Raw genomic sequence first — 15,328 nt, 5'->3', positions numbered from 1 at the left:
CATGTACCCGATCAGCCGATCCAGCTCCCGCCTCGGTCTGCGCGAACTCACCCACGAGGACATCGACGCAGTACTGGCCCTCTACGGCAGTCCGGCGGCTACCGAGCATCTGTCCTTCGAGCCGCGCACGCGTGAGCAAGTCGAGCAGATCGTTTCTCGGTCCGTCGCCTCGGCGACGGAGACGCCTCGTACCGAGTACGCGCTGGCTGTCGTCCAGCGAGACACCGACGAGCTGATCGGGTTCGGCCGCATCGCCACCGACCCCCATCAACCGCGCGGCGCCACGTTCGGTTTCGCGCTACGTCCGGACACCTGGGGAGCCGGCCTCGGCCTCGAAACGGTGCGGCTGCTCCTTGGCCTCGGGTTCGAGGAGCTGGGCCTGCACCGGATCTGGGGAGCGCGGAGCCCTGAGAACATCGCGTCGGCGAAGACCTTGACCGCTGCGGGGATGGCCGAGGAAGGCACCATCCGTGAGCACATCTTCAAGGCCGGCCAATGGCGAGACTCCGTCGTCCACGCCATGCTCGACCGTGAATGGCGCGCATGACGGAGCCATCCCGCTGACACAATGACCATCCCCTCGTAGCGTGGAGCCCGTGATTGCAGGGGAAGTTGGGATTCATGGGGTCCAATAAGAAGCCGCCGTACGACGCCGAGTTCCGTGAGGGCGCGGTGCGCATCGTGGTCGAGACCGGGAGGTCGGCCGGGGAGGTCGCCGAGGAGCTCGGCATCAACCCGGGCACGCTGCACAGCTGGGTGTCACGGTGGCGGCGCAACGGGACGACGTCCTCGGACCGGCCCGTACAACCGACAGCCGCCAGTGGCGGTGGCGGTCGGGTGCGGGAGGCCGAGCGGGCCGAGCTGGAGCGGCTGCGCCGGGAGATCGGGGAGAAGAACAAGCGGATCCGGGAGCTGGAGATGGAGCGTGATGTCTTCAAGCCATGCATGGCCCTCTGGGTGAAGTGACCGAGAACGCTCCGGAGGCGGTGGTCGCCTTCATCGGTAACCAGAGGGTCGAGCATGGCGTCCCGCACCGGGTGTCCTGCCGGGTGGTCGGGGTGAGCGAGGCATGGTTCTACAAATGGCGCCGGCGCCCCGACGAGACGCGAGGTCAGGAGGGCGAGGCTGGAGGAGCGGATCATCCACTTCTTCACCGGGTCCGGCGGCACCTACGGCTCGCCGAGGATCACTTTGGACCTGTGGGCGGAGGGCTGGCAGGTGTCGGTGAACACGGTCGCGGAGATCATGGCCGAGCTCGGTCTGCAGGGCGAGGCCCGCCTGAAGATCGCCACCTGGATCACCGGGTTCTACAACCCGCGACGCAGGCACAGCGCGGCCGGCGGCCTGCCGCCGGAGGAGTTCGAACGGACCATCACCGAAGCACGCAAGAAGAGCGACCAGAGGTGCAAGGCCGCATAGGAGAGGTCTCTACGAAACCAGGGGATTGACACTTCTTCGTTCTGGGCTTTGCCCCGAGGGCAGCGTCCGGGCCAGGTACCCGATCAGCCGATCCAGCGCCCGTCTCGGTCTGCGCGAGCTCGCCCACGAAGTCATCACCGACGGGGCAGGCCGGCCGTCGCTCGGTGGGGCCACAGAGCAGGCACCCGTTCCAGGCCCCCGGATCGACGGGGCCGCCGGGTGCTGCGCGCACCGGTTCGCCCACACCTCGCCATGGGCGCCCTTCACCGCGGGCCGGGGCCGTTCGAGCTCGGCCGCGAGGTCGGCCGGCGTGCGGCCATCGACGTCGTGCCGGGTCGAGAACTCGCACAGGGCGCGCAGCGAGGCGCCGATCGCGGGCAGGAGATCCGGGTTCATGCGCCTGCCACCTGTCGGTCGTTGGTGCTCCGAGCCGCGGGGACGGAGGGTCTGTGGTTCCGGTCGCGCCATCCGGCCATGTGGCGCCCGACATGGTGGTCGAGCATCTGGCCGTACATCCCCGATTCGCCGAGGCGCTGACGGATCGTGGCCTCTTCCGCCGCTTCGCGTTCGGCCCAGACGCCCACGACGGCCTTCCGGGCGACCAGGGCAGCCGTATCGGCCTCCAGCTTGGCTTTGGCCTTCGCAGCGGCCCCCGCGGCCTCTCTGGCCTCCTCGCGGCGCTCCTGGCAGTTGCGACAGGACCCGCCGCCGATGATCTCTCCGTCCTCGCACGACGGATCGGGGCAGTCCTGGGCGAGGATCGCGGCGGCAAGCCAGGAGCAGCGGTTGCGGATGCGGTCGTCGCCCTCGTAGTCGGCCGCGGTGCGCTCGTCTGCGTTCTCGCCGTACCAGCGCCGGTTGAGCCGGGCGATCACCTGCTCCGGGGTCCGGCTCGGGATGCCCGCCGCCTCGTTGCCGTCGAGCAGGTCGTTGATCGCACGGTGCAGCCCGGTCCACAGCTTCGTTCCGGGACCGGTAACGGCGGCCGGGATGGCAGCTCGCACCATCTCGAACCCGGCGGACTCCTTCCGGGGTCTGGTCTTCACCGTCGCTGGCCGAGGGGACTGCTTGCGCTGCTCGGGGAGGGAGCTCGGTTCCGACGCGGCGGCGCCGCTCCCAGCCTCGCCGGTTTCATCAGCCGCACCGGCGCTCGATCCCGCACGCGCTAAACCACCTGCACCCCGGCCTACGGCGTCAGCCACGGCTTCAGCTGTCGAAGAAGGATCTTGAGCAACGGTTGTAGACAGGGCGTCACCCGTAACGCCACCCGTCACGTCACCGGTGACGCCACCGGGAGCGTCACCGGTGACGTCACCCCCCTCGGATGCCGCACCCCCAGGGGTGGCGTCACCGGTGGGACCACCCCCCTTCTTCGGCTTCTTCCGGCGGGCCCTCTCAGCGCGTCGCTGCTCCTCGCGCTTGGCCTGCTGTGCCCGCTTCTTCTCCTCGTGCGCGGCGCTCCAGCCGGCCAGGTCGAAGTCGGGCGCGTGCTCGGCAATCCAGGCGCCGACGTCCAGACCGGGAACCGTGTCCCCGTACCGGGCGACCAGCTGCGGCGGCGTGCCCGCCGGAGGCGTCACGCCGTGGATCAGCCACGAGTCATGCAGCTCGTACAGGTTCGCGTCGTTCTCATCAGGCTTGCCCTCCACCTTCCGGCGGTGGACTGTCACGAGCCCGATCTCCTTCTCCAGGTACTCGGAAGCCCGGTCAACGGTCTGCTTCGAGCAGTCCAGGTACGAGGCCAGAGCCTCGCGGTACGGGTAGCCCCGGCCGGTGTCACGAGAGCTGACGTCCGCGTAGCTGACCAGCAGGTCGTAGAGCGCCTTCGCCTTGCTCCGGTTCAGCCCTGGGTCGGAGTCGCGGACCACGCACACGGCGAACATGCCGAACCGCAGACCGCTGGAACCGGGACGGCTCACACTCGGCCGGTGCGTGTGGGAAGGCCGACGGGTCATCGGACACCCCCTGGTGGGGCGGGGACACCGAGCAGCGCAGACGCGGCAGAAACCGCCCTGAGTGCTGCTTCCTGGCTCATGGCGTCTCTTCTCGGTCGTGCGTCGAGTGGGAGTCCTGGCGTGGCGGACACATCGAAGACGCACCGCCTTGTGGCCACAAAAAGTAGATGACTTGTGGCTACAAACGCAACCGCTGCGGCAGTCTTTTCGTGGCCACAAAATCGGCGGCTTGCGGTTGCCCTTGTGGGCACGACGGCTTACGATCACCGGCATGTCCACCGACACCGCGGCCGAGTACGACCCCCCGCGCAAGTTCCGTGCACCCGACGACGAGTGGAACGGCTTCGAGGCTGCCACCAAGGCCCAGCACCCCACGGGGCGCAGCCCGCGAGCGCAGGTCATCCGCGAGTTCATCCGCTGGTACATGCGGCGGCCGGGCGCCAAGCTCCCGGTGCGCCCGCCGGCCGGGCCCTGGTCGACACCCGCAGCCGGGTGACCTCGCCTCACTGCCGGCCGTCCTCGCCGAGGGCGGCCTCTTCGCCGTGCGCAGTCCTTTGCCGGGCAGCCAAGGCGGTGATGCCGACCGCCTGCCACCGGCGACGTCCGGGCGTGAGCGTCACGCACCGGGTGCAGACCGAGCGGACGCGGGCGGCCGGAGCGCACCACGTCGGGAAAAGGTCCTCAGTGGACATCTCGACGTCGCCGACGGGCTCGACGAGGTGCGAGGTCCCCCGGAACGCCAGGGACACCTAGAACCGGCCGTAGCCCCTGTCCGTCTTCGCCTGGCGGTACCGGCCGTGCAGGGACTCGGAGCTGATCGCGAGTTCCCGAGCGACGGCGGCGACCGTCCTACCCGAGGAATCCACGAGCGCGATCTCGTCCCGCTCGACCTCCTCGGTGTACCACTTCGCGCACTTGCCTCCCCCCTGATGCCGCTTCTTCCGGAACCTCAAGATCCCAGTCTCCAGGTGTCCGCGACCAAGGGAAGCCTCACGTGGCCCTTCACCCAGCCCAGGCACCGCTTCATCCGACAGCTCGTGACATCGCCCTGCTCGTTCTTGCGCTTCGCGACGTACGCCATGAGGGGACCGCCGGACGGCGGTGCGCTCGCGGTGCGCCCCTATACCCGAAAGAGGGACCTGCGGAATCAGTCATTCCGCAGGTCACGCAGGGTGAACGCGATGGTGCCCGGAACCGGACTCGAACCGGTACGCCCCCGAGGGGCAGCGAGGTTTAAGCTCGCCGTGTCTGCGTTCCACCATCCGGGCTTGGCGCGGCTCCGCGTTGGCACATGACCCTATCCGGGGGGCTCGGCGTGATCAGCCGAACAGTGGCTCGATGTTGTCTTATTTATCGATCTCTTGAGTCCCCGTCAGCACACGTCGGAGGCATACCCACATGCCCGGGCCAAATGGCGGCAGCGCAGGGCTCCCGGCCGAATTGACGGAAAGTCGCCGCACCGCCCCGGACGATTCGCCAGGGGCGCGCCACTGATCACCAGGGGCACGCCACCTCGTGGCTGATTCTAGAGCTCGATCCTGTCGTTCACGCACCGCAGGACCGGGTGCGCCCCGAGGGCAGACGGGTCCTCCAGAGCCGCGCCCGTCACCCGGAACACGGTGCTCTCGCCCGGGAGGAGGGTGACGAGCATGGTGTCGGTCCCGGCGTCCGGGTGGAGGCGGTCGGGGAACAGGGAGAGGTCCCGGAGGAGGGTGGCCGCGGTGACCTCCACCCGGTACGCGGGCACCGCGCCCCCCTCCTCCTCCGTGACCGTCACCTCGTAGCGTGCCGGCGGGAGGGCGAGCCTGGTGTCCTCCTCGTAGAAGTGCAGGGTCCTGATGTCGTCCAGGCGGACGGACAGGAGTTCGCGGGCGGGGTCGGCGGGGGTGGCGAGCGGCGGGGGCAGGGGGACGCTCGTCGTGGCTCGGGGGGCCGTGGTCACCGGCAGGGCCTCCTCGGCCAGGACCGTGCCGTCCAGGGCGTGGCGGGTCAGGCGGAGGGTGCCCGCCCAGGGGGTGGCGGTGTCGTTGACCAGGTGGGCGGAGCCGTCGCGGACCGCGATCAGGCGGTCCGCGTACACCGAACGCAGCGCGTGCCACAGGGGCTTGCGGCGGCCGTCGCCGTCGACCGCCGACCAGGAGACGACCGGCCAGCAGTCGTTGAGCTGCCAGACGATCGTGCCCATGCAGTACGGGGCGTGGGAGCGGAAGTGGCGGATGCCGAACGCGACGGCGCGGGCCTGGTTGAGCTGGGTGAGCCAGTGCCAGTCGTCGAAGTCCGCGCCCGGTTGCGGCAGATGGTCGCCCAGGCCGCGCAGCAGCTTCGCGTTGCCGTCCTCGGCCTTCTGGTGGTGGGCCAGGAGCGGGGCGCCGGGGGTGAGCGGGCCGCTGACCGCGCGGCGCAGGGTGGCGTAGGCGGGCGGGCCCTGGAAGCCGAACTCCGCCACGAAGCGCGGCACCCGGTCCGCGTAGGCGCGGTAGTCGGCGCGGTTCCACACGTCCCAGATGTGGATGGTGCCCCGCTCCGGGTCCTGCGGGTGGGCGTCGGGGGTGCCGGAGTACGGGGAGCCCGGCCAGTACGGACGGGTCGGGTCGGTCTCGGCGACGATCGAGGGCAGCAGCTCGTGGTAGTAGCCGTGGCCCCAGGTGCGGTCGCCCAGCTCCTTCTGCCAGCCCCAGTCGGCGTGCCCCTCCAGGTTCTCGTTGTTTCCGCACCACAGGACCAGGGAAGGGTGCGGGGCCAGCCGGGTGACGTTCTCGCGGGCCTCGGCCGCCACCTCGTCCCACAGCGGCTGCTCCTCCGGGTAGGCGGCGCAGGCGAAGGGGAAGTCCTGCCAGACCAGCAGCCCCTTCTCGTCGCACAGTTCGTAGAAGTCGTCGCTCTCGTAGAGCCCGCCGCCCCAGACCCGGATCAGGTTGACGTGGGCGGCGACGGCCTGGTCGAGGCGGTCGGAGATCTGCTGCCGGGTGAGCCGGGCCGGGAAGCAGTCCTCGGGGATCCAGTTCACCCCTCGTACGAAGACCGGCTCGCCGTTGACCGAGATGCGGAACGCCTCCTGTTCGAGGGTGACCGCGCGGAAGCCCGTACGGAACGTCCGGACGTCGTCGCCGACGCGGACCCTCACGTCGTACAGCGGCTGTGCGCCGTGGCTGTGCGGCCACCAGGGCTCGGCCTGCGGGACGGAGAGGGTGACCGAAACGCGGTCCTCGTCCTCGGCGATGAAGACGGCCCCCGCCCCGAGGACCCCGACCTCGCCCGACAGCGGTTCGAGGCCGTCGTGCTCCACCTCCAGCTCGGCGGTCAGGCGCGGCACCCCCTCCGCGTCCAGGTCCGGCAGCAGCTTCACGGACGCGAGACGCGGGCCGCTCCACGTCTCCAGGGCGACCGGACGCCAGATGCCGGAGGTGACCAGCGTCGGGCCCCAGTCCCAGCCGAAGTTGCAGGCCATCTTGCGGATGAAGGCGTACGGCTCCGCGTACGCGCCGGGGCGGTCGCCGAGACGTTCGCGCAGTTCCTCGGCGTAGGTGTACGGCGCGGTGAACATGACGTCGAGGGTGTTCTCGCCCTCGCGCAACAGCGCGCGTACGGGGAAGCGGTAGGAGCGGTGCTGGTTGGCCGTCCGGCCGATCTCGGTGCCGTTGAGCAGGACCGTGGCGACCGTGTCGAGGCCGTCGAAGCACAGGGCGGCGTGGTCGTGTCCGTCGGGCGTCCAGTCGAAGGTGGTGCGGTATCTCCAGTCGGTGCGGCCGATCCAGCCGAGCCGGGTCTCGTTGTCGTCCAGGTACGGGTCGTCGATGAGCCCGGCGGCGAGCAGGTCGGTGTGGACGCAGCCGGGGACGGTGGCGGGGACGCCTCCTGTGGGCAGCCCCGACGGCACGGGGCCGGCGGGGTGCAGCGTCCAGCCGTCGTGCAGGGGCAGGTGGCGAAGGGTCACGCGGGGGTCCTTCCGCAGTCGGGGAGCTGGGCGCAGGCGACGAAGTGGTCCGGCTCGGCCTCGTACAGGCCGGTGGCGACAGGTCCGCCCGGCTCGGCCTCGTACGAGCCGGTGGCCGCCGCTCCGCCCGCCTCGTGGAAGGCGCAGGATGTCACGGGCTCCGGCGGGTCCCACGGCTGGTCGAGGCGCGGCACGGCGGCGAGCAGGGTGCGGGTGTAGGGGTGGAGGGGGGTGCCGAACACCTTCTGGGTGTCGCCGCGTTCGACGACCCGGCCCCGGCGCAGCACCACCGTCTTCTCGGCGAGGTACGTGCCCAGCGCGAGGTCGTGGGTGATGTAGAGGACGCCGAGGCCGCGTTCCTTGAGGCCGGCCAGGAGGTTGAGGACGTCGATGCGGGTGGAGGCGTCGAGCATGCTGGTGATCTCGTCGGCGACCAGGAAGCTCAGGTCGAGCAGGAGGGCGCGGGCGATGAGGAGGCGTTGCAGCTGGCCGCCGCTGAGCTGGTGCGGGTAGCGGCCGAGGACCTGCGCGGGGTCCAGGCGTACGTCCCGTACCGCCTTCTCGACGCGGTCGGCCCACTCCTTGTCGGGGACGCCGGGGTGGTAGGCGCGGCGGACCAGGTCGAAGACGCGGTCGGCGCGGAAGACGGGGTTGTAGCAGGAGAAGGGGTCCTGGAAGACGCCCTGGACGCGGCGGTAGAAGTCCTTGCCGGGGCGCACCCGCCGCCCGTCCAGGGTGAGGGTGCCGGAGCTGACGCCGGTGAGGCCGAGGATCATCCGGCCGATGGTGGACTTGCCGCTGCCGCTCTCGCCGATGAGGGAGACGACCTCGCCGGGTGCGGCGGTGAAGGACACCCGGTCGACGGCGGTGACGGAGCCGCCGCCGAACGCCCCGGCGCGGTAGGTCTTGGTGACGTGGTCGAGGGTCAGCATCAGGCCTTCCAGCATGCGACGGAGTGGCGGGGGGCGATCTCGACGACCGGGGGCTCCTCGGCGCAGCGCGCGTCGGCGACGGGGCAGCGGTCGCGGAAGCGGCAGCCGGCCGGGGGGTCGAGCAGGGAGGGCGGGGCGCCGGCGATGCCCTTGAGGGGCCGGTCCGCGTACCGGGCGCCGACCTCGGGGAGCGAGCCGAGCAGGAGCTTGGTGTACGGGTGGCGGGGCGCGGTGGTCAGGGTCCTCGTGGGCGCCTTCTCGGCGAGCTTGCCCGCGTACATGACCATGATGGAGTCGGCGATGTGCGAGGTGAGGCCGAGGTCGTGGGTCACGAAGATCATGCTGGTGACCAGGCCCTTGTCGCGGAGCCCGGTGAGCGCGCCGACGACGGCGCGCTGGGTGGAGACGTCGAGGGCGGAGGTGACCTCGTCGGCGATGAGGACGGACGGGTCGAGCAGGGTGGAGATCACCATGACGGTGCGCTGTTTCATCCCGCCGGACAGTTCGATCGGGTAGCGGTCCAGGACGTCGTGGTCCAGGCCCACCAGGTCGAGCCTGCGGTGCAGTTCGGCGGTGTCCACGCTCGCGCCGCGCGAGGCGAGCAGTTCGCGGATCATGCGGCCGATGCGGCGGGTCGGGTTGAGGGCGCTCATGGAGTACTGCGGGACGAGCGAGATGCGGTGGAAGCGGAAGGCGTTCATCGCCCTGTCGTCCGCGACGGGCACGTCGTCGCCGTCGAGGGTGACGGTGCCGCCCGCGTGGCGCATCCGGCCGTCGAGGCGGATCAGCGACTTGCCGAGCGTGCTCTTGCCGCAGCCGGACTCACCGGCCAGGCCCAGGATCTCCCCGTCGGCGAGGTCGAAGGAGACGCCGTCCAGGGCCCGGACCTCACCGCGCAGGGTGCGGTAGTGGACCCGGAGGTCGCTCACGGTCAGGGTCATGAGGTCCGGCCTCCCGGGGAGCGGTGGTGCGCAGCGGTCATGGTCCGGTCTCCCGGGAAGCGTTCGTTCGCGGGGGGCATGGCTCAGGCCTCCCGCAGCTTGGGGTTGAAGACCTCGTCGAGGCCGACGTTGGCGACGTACAGCGCGCCGACGATCGCGGTGATCCCGGCGCCGGGCGGGACGAACCACCACCACATGCCGAGCTGGAGGGCGCTCCACTGCTGGGCGCTCTGGAGCATCAGCCCGAGCGAGACGCCCTCGGTGGGGCCCAGCCCGATGAAGTCGAGCGAGGAGGCGATCAGGACCGAGCCGCCGAACAGCAGGATGAACATCATGAAGAGGTACGAGCTCATGTTGGGCGCGATCTCGCGGAAGATGATCCGCCAGGTGCCGCTGCCGCTGAGCCGGGCCAGGTCCACGAACTCCCGGGTGCGCAGCGAGAAGGTCTGCGCCCGGATGGCCCGTGCCGCCCACGGCCAGGACGTCAGCCCGATGAACAGGCCCTGTACGGGGACGGAGCGGACGCCGAGGTAGGCGTTGATGATCAGCAGGACGGCCAGGGCGGGCAGCACGAGGACGACGTTGGTGAGCATGTTGAGGATCTCGTCGACGGCACCCCCTCGGTAGCCGGCCAGGAAGCCGACGAGCATGGCGATGGCGGCGGCGATGGCCCCGCCGACGACGCCGACCAGGAAGGTCGCGCGCAGCCCGTGCACGAACTGGGCGTAGACGTCCTGCCCGAAGGTGGTGGTGCCCATCCAGTAGGTGCCGTCGGGCGGGGCGGCCTGCGGGCCGACGTACTCGTTGGGGTCGGTGTTGTCGAGCAGCGGCGGGCCGATGATCCCGACGAGCAGGAGCAGCACGACGACGGTGAACCCGATGAGCAGCTTGGGGTTGCGGACGGCGTAGTGCAGCGTCTCGCGGCCGGGCCGGACGGCGGGGGCCGAGGGCGCGGCGGGCTCGGCGGCCGGTTCGGGCACGGTGCTCATGACTGGCCTCCTGCCATGCCGGTACGGGTGCGGGGGTCGACGACGACGTACACGATGTCGATGAGGAAGTTGGCGATCAGGACGCCGATGACGATGAACAGGAACGCGCCCTGGAGCAGGAAGAAGTCCTGGTTCTGGATCGCGGCGAGGATGAGCGAGCCGAGTCCGGGGTACGCGAAGACGATCTCGGTGACGAGCGCTCCGGCGACCAGGACGCCGAGCTGGAGGGCGAGTCCGGTGATCTGCGGCAGGACGGCGTTGCGGAAGGCGTAGCGGCGGATGAGGCGCTGGGGTGCGCCGAGGGCCGACAGATAGGACGAGTAGTCGGATTCCAGCTCGTAGATGATCATGTTGCGCATGCCGATGGCCCAGCCGCCGAGTGCGACGAGGAAGAGCGACAGGAACGGCAGCACCCAGTGCTGGAACAGGTCCGCCGCGAAGGCGAAGGACCAGGTGGGCTGGATGTCGAGGCTGTAGCCGCCGGAGAGCGGGAACCAGCCCGCCTTGGAGCCGAGCGCCCAGGCGAGGATGACGGCGATCCACATGTAGGGCATGGCGGTGAGCAGGTAGCCGGCCGGGAGCACGGTGTTGTCGAGCACCTTGCGCCGGGCGGCCAGGGCCCCGGCCCAGTTCCCGACGAACCAGCTGAGCAGGACGGCCGGGATCATCAGCCCGAGGGTGTACGGGAGTGCGTCGAGCAGCACGTCGGCGACGGGTTTGGGGAACACCCAGATGGAAAGGCCGAAGTCGCCCTGGAGGAGGGCGCTCCAGAAGTGCAGATACTGCTGCCAGACGGGTTCGTCGAAGCCGAAGAGGTCGTTGTAGTAGGCGCGCATGGCCTCGACGGCCTCGGGCTGCGAGACCCGGGCCCGGGCCACCATGGCGGCGACGGGGTCGCCGGGCATGAAGCGCGGGATCATCCAGTTGACGGTGACGGCGACGACGAAGGTCAGCGCGTAGATGAGCAGTTTGCGGGCGAAGTAGCGGCGCAAGAGGGCTCCCCGGAGAGAGCCCCGCCGTGCGGGCTGCGGTCAGGTCGGCGCGCACGGCGGGGCGGTCATGGGTCATGGACGGGGGCGGGGGCGCGAGGCACCCCCGGGGGCGGCGCGGGGCCGGTCCGCGCGGGGCCGGACGCCGGCGCGGGCCGGCTGCGGTCAGAACCGCCCGGTCACTTGGCGGGCTTGAGCTGGGTGAGCGCCTCGAAGCCGCCCATTTCCAGCCAGTTGCGCCACATCGCAGGCGCGTACTTGGGCGCTCCGGCGGCGTCCGAGGGCCAGTTGGTCCAGGTGCCGGTGGTGGACTGGGCCCACAGGCCGTTGTACCAGAGGGGGATGACCGGCATCTCCTCCAGCTGGATCTCCTGGATCCTGGAGATGACCTTCTTCATGCCCGCGGTGTCGTCGGTCTTCACCGCGCCGAGCTGCTGGACGAGCTTCCAGGCGTCCTCGTTCTCGTAGCGGCCGAAGTTGACGGTGTTCTGCTGCTTCTGGACGGGAAGCTGGAACATGTACTCGTAGTACGTCCACGGCGTGCTGGAGAGCTGGCGCTCGTTGTTGACGACGAGGTCGAAGTCGCCCTTGCCGCGCTGCTCGTTGAGGGCGTTGACGTCGGGGAACTCGGTGGTGATCCTGATCCCCGCCGCCTTGGCGGACGAGGCGATGACCTTGGCGGCCTCCATCCAGTCGGTCCAGCCGGTGGGCACGGCCAGCTTCAGGCTGATCTTCGAGCCGTCCTTGTTCTCCACCAGGCCGTCGCCGTCGGTGTCCTTGTAACCGGCGTCCGCGAGGATCCGCTTGGCCTCGGCGGTGTCGAAGGTGAAGCCCTTGCTCGCGACGAGGCCCTTGTCGATGAACTTGTCCCACTGCGGGAGCAGACCGGTCGGGTCGGCGCCCTTCACCAGGCCCCCGTACACGCCCTTGACGATCTTCCCGGTGTCGACGGAGGCGGCGAGCGCCCTGCGGAAGGCGGCGTCGTCCATCGGCTTCTTCGTGGTGTTGGGCACCAGCCAGGCGGTGTTGGCGGAGAGCATGTAGGGCGGCTCGTCGTAGTACGAGACGACCTTCTTGCTCTTGACCAGGGAGGCGGCGCCGGGCAGGAAGTTGTTGCTCAGGTCCAGCTGGTTCTGGCCGAGCTGGCCGATGACGACCTCGTTGCTGGGGTTGGAGACGTCCACGATGTAGCGGGGCGCGGGCTTCATGGAGAGCGCCTCGACGCCCCACCAGTCGTCGCGCCGCTGCCAGACGACCCGGTCCTGGGTGTGGCTCTTGAGCGTGTACGCGCCGGTGCCGACGGGCTTGTCGTTGACGCCGTCCAGAACCTCCTTCTCGGAGCGTTTGCCCCAGATGTGTTCGGGAACGACGGGCTGTCCGTAGAGCGTGAAGTCCCACTCCTGGTAGCGGGCCTCCTTGAAGGTGAAGCGGACCGTGGTGGCGTCCACCGCCTCGGCGCCGGAGAGCCAGCTCCACAGGCTGTGGAAGGCGGACGCCTCGATCTTGCCGATCCCGTAGGAGTAGGCCACGTCCTTCGCGGTGAGGGGCTTGCCGTCGGACCACTTGACGCCGGGGCGCAGCTTCACCTCGTAGGTCTTGTCCCCGGTCCAGCTGCCCGACTCGGCGAGCCAGGGCGTCAGCTTGCCCGCATCGGGGTCGAAGTGGAACAGGGTCTCGTAGACCAGGCCCTTGGTGCCGGTGGCGTGGTCCCAGTTGTGGAGCGGGTTGTAGTTGGCCGGCGGCCCCCACTGCGTGCCGGTGGTGTAGAGCGTCTCGTTACGGGGAAGCGCGCCGCCGCCTCCACCGCCGCCGGAACCGCCCGAGCCGCCCGACGAGCCGCCTCCCGTGCACGCGGTGGCGGCGAGTGCGATCACGGCGAGCGTGGCCGCGACTCGTCCCCGGAATCCCGTGCCCATCGTCCCTCCTTCTCCCCGCCGTCCCTGCCGAGCGGAGTTACTGAACCGGGTAAGTGCCGTGAAGTTAAGACCGCACCATGCCCCTGTCAAGGGTGCGGGAGCGCTCCCATTTCATGTACCGCACAGGCGAGTTGAGCGATCACTTGTCGCGCGGGACCCCTGTGCGCGCCCCGCAGGGCGTCTAGGATGTGCAGGCTGCACGAACCGGTTAAGCGAGGTCACATGCCCAAACACCGCCCCACGATCGCCGACATCGCGGCCCGCGCCGGGGTGTCCAAGGTCGCCGTGTCCTACGCGCTCAACGACCGGCCGGGGGTCTCCCCCGCGACCCGGTCCGCCATCAAGGCCATCGCGCAGGAGATCGGCTGGCGCCCCAACAGCGCGGCCCGCGCCCTCACCCGGGCCAGGGCCGACGCGGTGGGACTGGCCCTGTGCCGGCCCGCCCGGCTGCTCGGCGTCGAGCCGTTCTTCATGGAGCTGATCAGCGGCATCGAGTCCGAACTCTCGCCGCGCGGCTGCGCCCTGCTCCTCCAGGTCGTCACCGACCCGGCCCAGGAGCTGGAGGTCTACCGCCGCTGGTGGGGCGAGGGCCGGGTGGACGGCGTCTTCCTCACCGACCTGCGCGGCCCCGACCCCCGCATCGAGGGCGTCGCCGGACTCGGCCTGCCCGCCGTGGTGATCGGCCACCCCTCGGCGGCCGGCCCACTGCCCGCCGTGTGGTCCGACGACGGGGCGGCGATCCGCGACACCTTCGCGTACCTCGCCGCCCTCGGCCACCGCTCGGTCGCCCGGGTCGCCGGGATGCCGGAGCTGAACCACACCGCGCTGCGCGACCGGGCCCAGCGCGAGGTCTGCGCCGAACTGGGCCTCGGCGAACCGGTCATCGTGCACACCGGCTACTCCGGCGAGGACGGGGCGCACGCCACGCGCCGGCTCATCAGCTCGCCCGGGCGGCCCACCGCCGTCGTGTACGACAACGACATCATGGCCGTCGCCGGGCTCTCGGTCGCCCAGGAGATGGGGCTCGACGTGCCGGGCGACCTCTCGCTCGTCGCCTGGGACGACTCCCAGCTCTCCCGGGTCGTCCGGCCCCCGCTGACCGCGCTGGGCCGCGACATCCCGGCGTACGGGGGGCTCGCGGCCCGGACCCTGCTGTCCCTGGTCACGAACGGCGCCGCCGAGGGCTGCGAGGACACGACGGCCCGGCTGGTACCGCGCGGATCGACGGGGGCGCCGACGAAGGCCCCGTAGGGCCCGGCCGGCGGATCTTCGTGGAGGCGGAGGTCATACCGGAGGAGGATGCCCGAGGCCCGGTCGTGCGACTCGAGAGGGCCCCGGGAACGGGCACCGGGAGTGACGACCGGCGCCCGTCCGGCGGAGACGATGGAGCGGTACCCCTGACCCGGGGCCCACGCCCTCGCGGCGGGCCGCCGGGCGGGCTCCGTCCCGTACGCCCCCACCCCCTCTGGAGTCTGCCGTGACCACCATGTCCACCGCCCACCGCACCACCGCGGTGGCCGCCCGCGCCACGGAACTGTCGAAGGTCTACGGCGAGGGCGAGACGCGGGTGACCGCCCTGGACCGGGTCACCGTGGACTTCCCGCAGGGCGAGTTCACCGCGATCATGGGCCCGTCGGGCTCCGGCAAGTCCACGCTGATGCACTGCGTGGCCGGCCTCGACAGCTTCAGCAGCGGTTCGGTGCGCATCGGCGAGACGGAACTGGGCTCGCTCAAGGACAAGCAGCTCACCCAGCTGCGCCGGGACAAGATCGGCTTCATCTTCCAGGCGTTCAACCTGCTGCCGACGCTCACCGCCCTGGAGAACATCACGCTCCCGATGGACATCGCGGGCCGCAGGCCGAACCAGGAGTGGCTGCGCCGGGTCATCGACATGGTGGGCCTCTCCGACCGGCTGAAGCACCGCCCCACCGAGCTCTCCGGCGGCCAGCAGCAGCGCGTGGCGGTGGCCCGCGCCCTGGCCTCGCAGCCCGAGATCATCTTCGGGGACGAGCCGACCGGCAACCTCGACTCCCGCTCCGGCGCCGAGGTCCTCGGCTTCCTCCGCAACTCCGTGCGCGAACTGGGCCAGACCGTGGTGATGGTGACCCACGACCCGGTCGCCGCCTCCTACGCGGACCGGGTCGTCTTCCTGGCGGACGGGGCGATCGTCGACCTGATGGCCCACCCCACCGCCGACGGGGTGCTGGACCGGATGAAGGCGTTCGACGCCAAGGGCCGCACCAGCTGAGCCCG

General features: G+C 70.6%; 14 protein-coding genes and 1 tRNA gene. 6 read left to right on the top strand and 9 right to left on the bottom strand.

What is annotated here, in order from left to right:
• Position 1 precedes the first annotated feature (1 nt).
• The 3 genes from ABZ564_RS15035 (at position 2) to ABZ564_RS15025 (ending at position 1,419) form a co-directional block, all read left to right on the top strand.
• Positions 2 to 547: a GNAT family protein gene (locus ABZ564_RS15035; protein WP_360855338.1), complete on the top strand. Its 546-nt coding sequence runs from the start codon at positions 2 to 4 to the stop codon at positions 545 to 547.
• A 74-nt stretch (positions 548 to 621) separates the two neighbouring features.
• Positions 622 to 966: a transposase gene (locus ABZ564_RS15030; protein WP_360855335.1), complete on the top strand. Its 345-nt coding sequence runs from the start codon at positions 622 to 624 to the stop codon at positions 964 to 966.
• A 159-nt stretch (positions 967 to 1,125) separates the two neighbouring features.
• Positions 1,126 to 1,419, top strand: a complete 294-nt coding sequence (locus tag ABZ564_RS15025) for an IS3 family transposase (RefSeq protein ID WP_360855526.1) — start codon at positions 1,126 to 1,128, stop codon at positions 1,417 to 1,419.
• 392 nt (positions 1,420 to 1,811) lie between these two features.
• Here the strand turns inward: ABZ564_RS15025 and ABZ564_RS15020 are convergent, their stop codons facing one another.
• The gene (locus tag ABZ564_RS15020; protein WP_360855332.1) at positions 1,812 to 3,338 is read right to left on the bottom strand and encodes a hypothetical protein; all 1,527 of its coding nucleotides are present in this window, start codon (positions 3,336 to 3,338) and stop codon (positions 1,812 to 1,814) included.
• Positions 3,339 to 3,645: 307 nt separating this feature from the next.
• On the opposite strand from ABZ564_RS15020, the gene ABZ564_RS15015 reads away from it, so the two are divergent.
• Positions 3,646 to 3,870, top strand: a complete 225-nt coding sequence (locus ABZ564_RS15015; RefSeq protein WP_360855329.1) for a hypothetical protein — start codon at positions 3,646 to 3,648, stop codon at positions 3,868 to 3,870.
• 253 nt (positions 3,871 to 4,123) lie between these two features.
• Here the strand turns inward: ABZ564_RS15015 and ABZ564_RS15010 are convergent, their stop codons facing one another.
• From ABZ564_RS15010 to ABZ564_RS14975, 8 genes are all read right to left on the bottom strand, one after another.
• On the bottom strand, positions 4,124 to 4,327 hold the full coding sequence (locus ABZ564_RS15010; RefSeq protein WP_360855327.1) for a hypothetical protein: 204 nt from the start codon (positions 4,325 to 4,327) through the stop codon (positions 4,124 to 4,126).
• A 229-nt stretch (positions 4,328 to 4,556) separates the two neighbouring features.
• Positions 4,557 to 4,642: transfer RNA gene (locus tag ABZ564_RS15005), tRNA-Leu, on the bottom strand.
• Between the two features lie 257 nt (positions 4,643 to 4,899).
• Positions 4,900 to 7,308 carry a glycoside hydrolase family 2 TIM barrel-domain containing protein gene (locus tag ABZ564_RS15000; RefSeq protein WP_360855324.1) on the bottom strand — a complete coding sequence of 803 codons (2,409 nt, stop codon included), beginning with the start codon at positions 7,306 to 7,308 and terminating at the stop codon, positions 4,900 to 4,902.
• The gene (locus ABZ564_RS14995) at positions 7,305 to 8,255 is read right to left on the bottom strand and encodes an ATP-binding cassette domain-containing protein (protein WP_360855321.1); all 951 of its coding nucleotides are present in this window, start codon (positions 8,253 to 8,255) and stop codon (positions 7,305 to 7,307) included. Before ABZ564_RS14995 ends, ABZ564_RS15000 begins: the two co-directional genes overlap by 4 nt.
• On the bottom strand, positions 8,240 to 9,181 hold the full coding sequence (locus tag ABZ564_RS14990) for an ABC transporter ATP-binding protein (RefSeq protein ID WP_360855318.1): 942 nt from the start codon (positions 9,179 to 9,181) through the stop codon (positions 8,240 to 8,242). Before ABZ564_RS14990 ends, ABZ564_RS14995 begins: the two co-directional genes overlap by 16 nt.
• An 83-nt stretch (positions 9,182 to 9,264) precedes the next feature.
• Complete coding sequence (locus ABZ564_RS14985; RefSeq protein WP_360855315.1) at positions 9,265 to 10,170, bottom strand: ABC transporter permease; 906 nt, start codon at positions 10,168 to 10,170, stop codon at positions 9,265 to 9,267.
• Positions 10,167 to 11,162 (bottom strand): ABC transporter permease, encoded by a 996-nt coding sequence (locus tag ABZ564_RS14980; RefSeq protein ID WP_360855312.1) that lies wholly within the window; start codon positions 11,160 to 11,162, stop codon positions 10,167 to 10,169. Before ABZ564_RS14980 ends, ABZ564_RS14985 begins: the two co-directional genes overlap by 4 nt.
• Before the next feature lie 176 nt (positions 11,163 to 11,338).
• Positions 11,339 to 13,075 (bottom strand): ABC transporter substrate-binding protein, encoded by a 1,737-nt coding sequence (locus ABZ564_RS14975; protein ID WP_360855309.1) that lies wholly within the window; start codon positions 13,073 to 13,075, stop codon positions 11,339 to 11,341.
• A gap of 222 nt (positions 13,076 to 13,297) precedes the next feature.
• Between ABZ564_RS14975 and ABZ564_RS14970 the strand changes: the two genes are divergently transcribed.
• Complete coding sequence (locus ABZ564_RS14970) at positions 13,298 to 14,326, top strand: LacI family DNA-binding transcriptional regulator (RefSeq protein ID WP_360855306.1); 1,029 nt, start codon at positions 13,298 to 13,300, stop codon at positions 14,324 to 14,326.
• 226 nt (positions 14,327 to 14,552) lie between these two features.
• Positions 14,553 to 15,323 carry an ABC transporter ATP-binding protein gene (locus ABZ564_RS14965; RefSeq protein ID WP_360855303.1) on the top strand — a complete coding sequence of 257 codons (771 nt, stop codon included), beginning with the start codon at positions 14,553 to 14,555 and terminating at the stop codon, positions 15,321 to 15,323.
• Positions 15,324 to 15,328: the final 5 nt, after the last annotated feature.

The organism is Streptomyces sp. NPDC019224 (assembly GCF_040632605.1).
Lineage (GTDB): Bacteria > Actinomycetota > Actinomycetes > Streptomycetales > Streptomycetaceae > Streptomyces.
The sequence above is the reverse complement of the archived record's forward strand: the minus strand, read 5'-3'. Positions and strand labels throughout refer to the sequence as shown.

Bases quoted from the DNA above. Each gene is read 5' to 3' on its own strand.
- ABZ564_RS15035 (WP_360855338.1), top strand. From the start codon at position 2: ATGTACCCGATCAGCCGATCCAGCTCCCGCCTCGGTCTGCGCGAACTC.
- ABZ564_RS15030 (WP_360855335.1), top strand. From the start codon at position 622: ATGGGGTCCAATAAGAAGCCGCCGTACGACGCCGAGTTCCGTGAGGGC.
- ABZ564_RS15015 (WP_360855329.1), top strand. From the start codon at position 3,646: ATGTCCACCGACACCGCGGCCGAGTACGACCCCCCGCGCAAGTTCCGT.
- ABZ564_RS14995 (WP_360855321.1), bottom strand. From the start codon at position 8,255: ATGCTGGAAGGCCTGATGCTGACCCTCGACCACGTCACCAAGACCTAC.
- ABZ564_RS14990 (WP_360855318.1), bottom strand. From the start codon at position 9,181: ATGACCCTGACCGTGAGCGACCTCCGGGTCCACTACCGCACCCTGCGC.
- ABZ564_RS14985 (WP_360855315.1), bottom strand. From the start codon at position 10,170: ATGAGCACCGTGCCCGAACCGGCCGCCGAGCCCGCCGCGCCCTCGGCC.
- ABZ564_RS14975 (WP_360855309.1), bottom strand. From the start codon at position 13,075: ATGGGCACGGGATTCCGGGGACGAGTCGCGGCCACGCTCGCCGTGATC.
- ABZ564_RS14970 (WP_360855306.1), top strand. From the start codon at position 13,298: ATGCCCAAACACCGCCCCACGATCGCCGACATCGCGGCCCGCGCCGGG.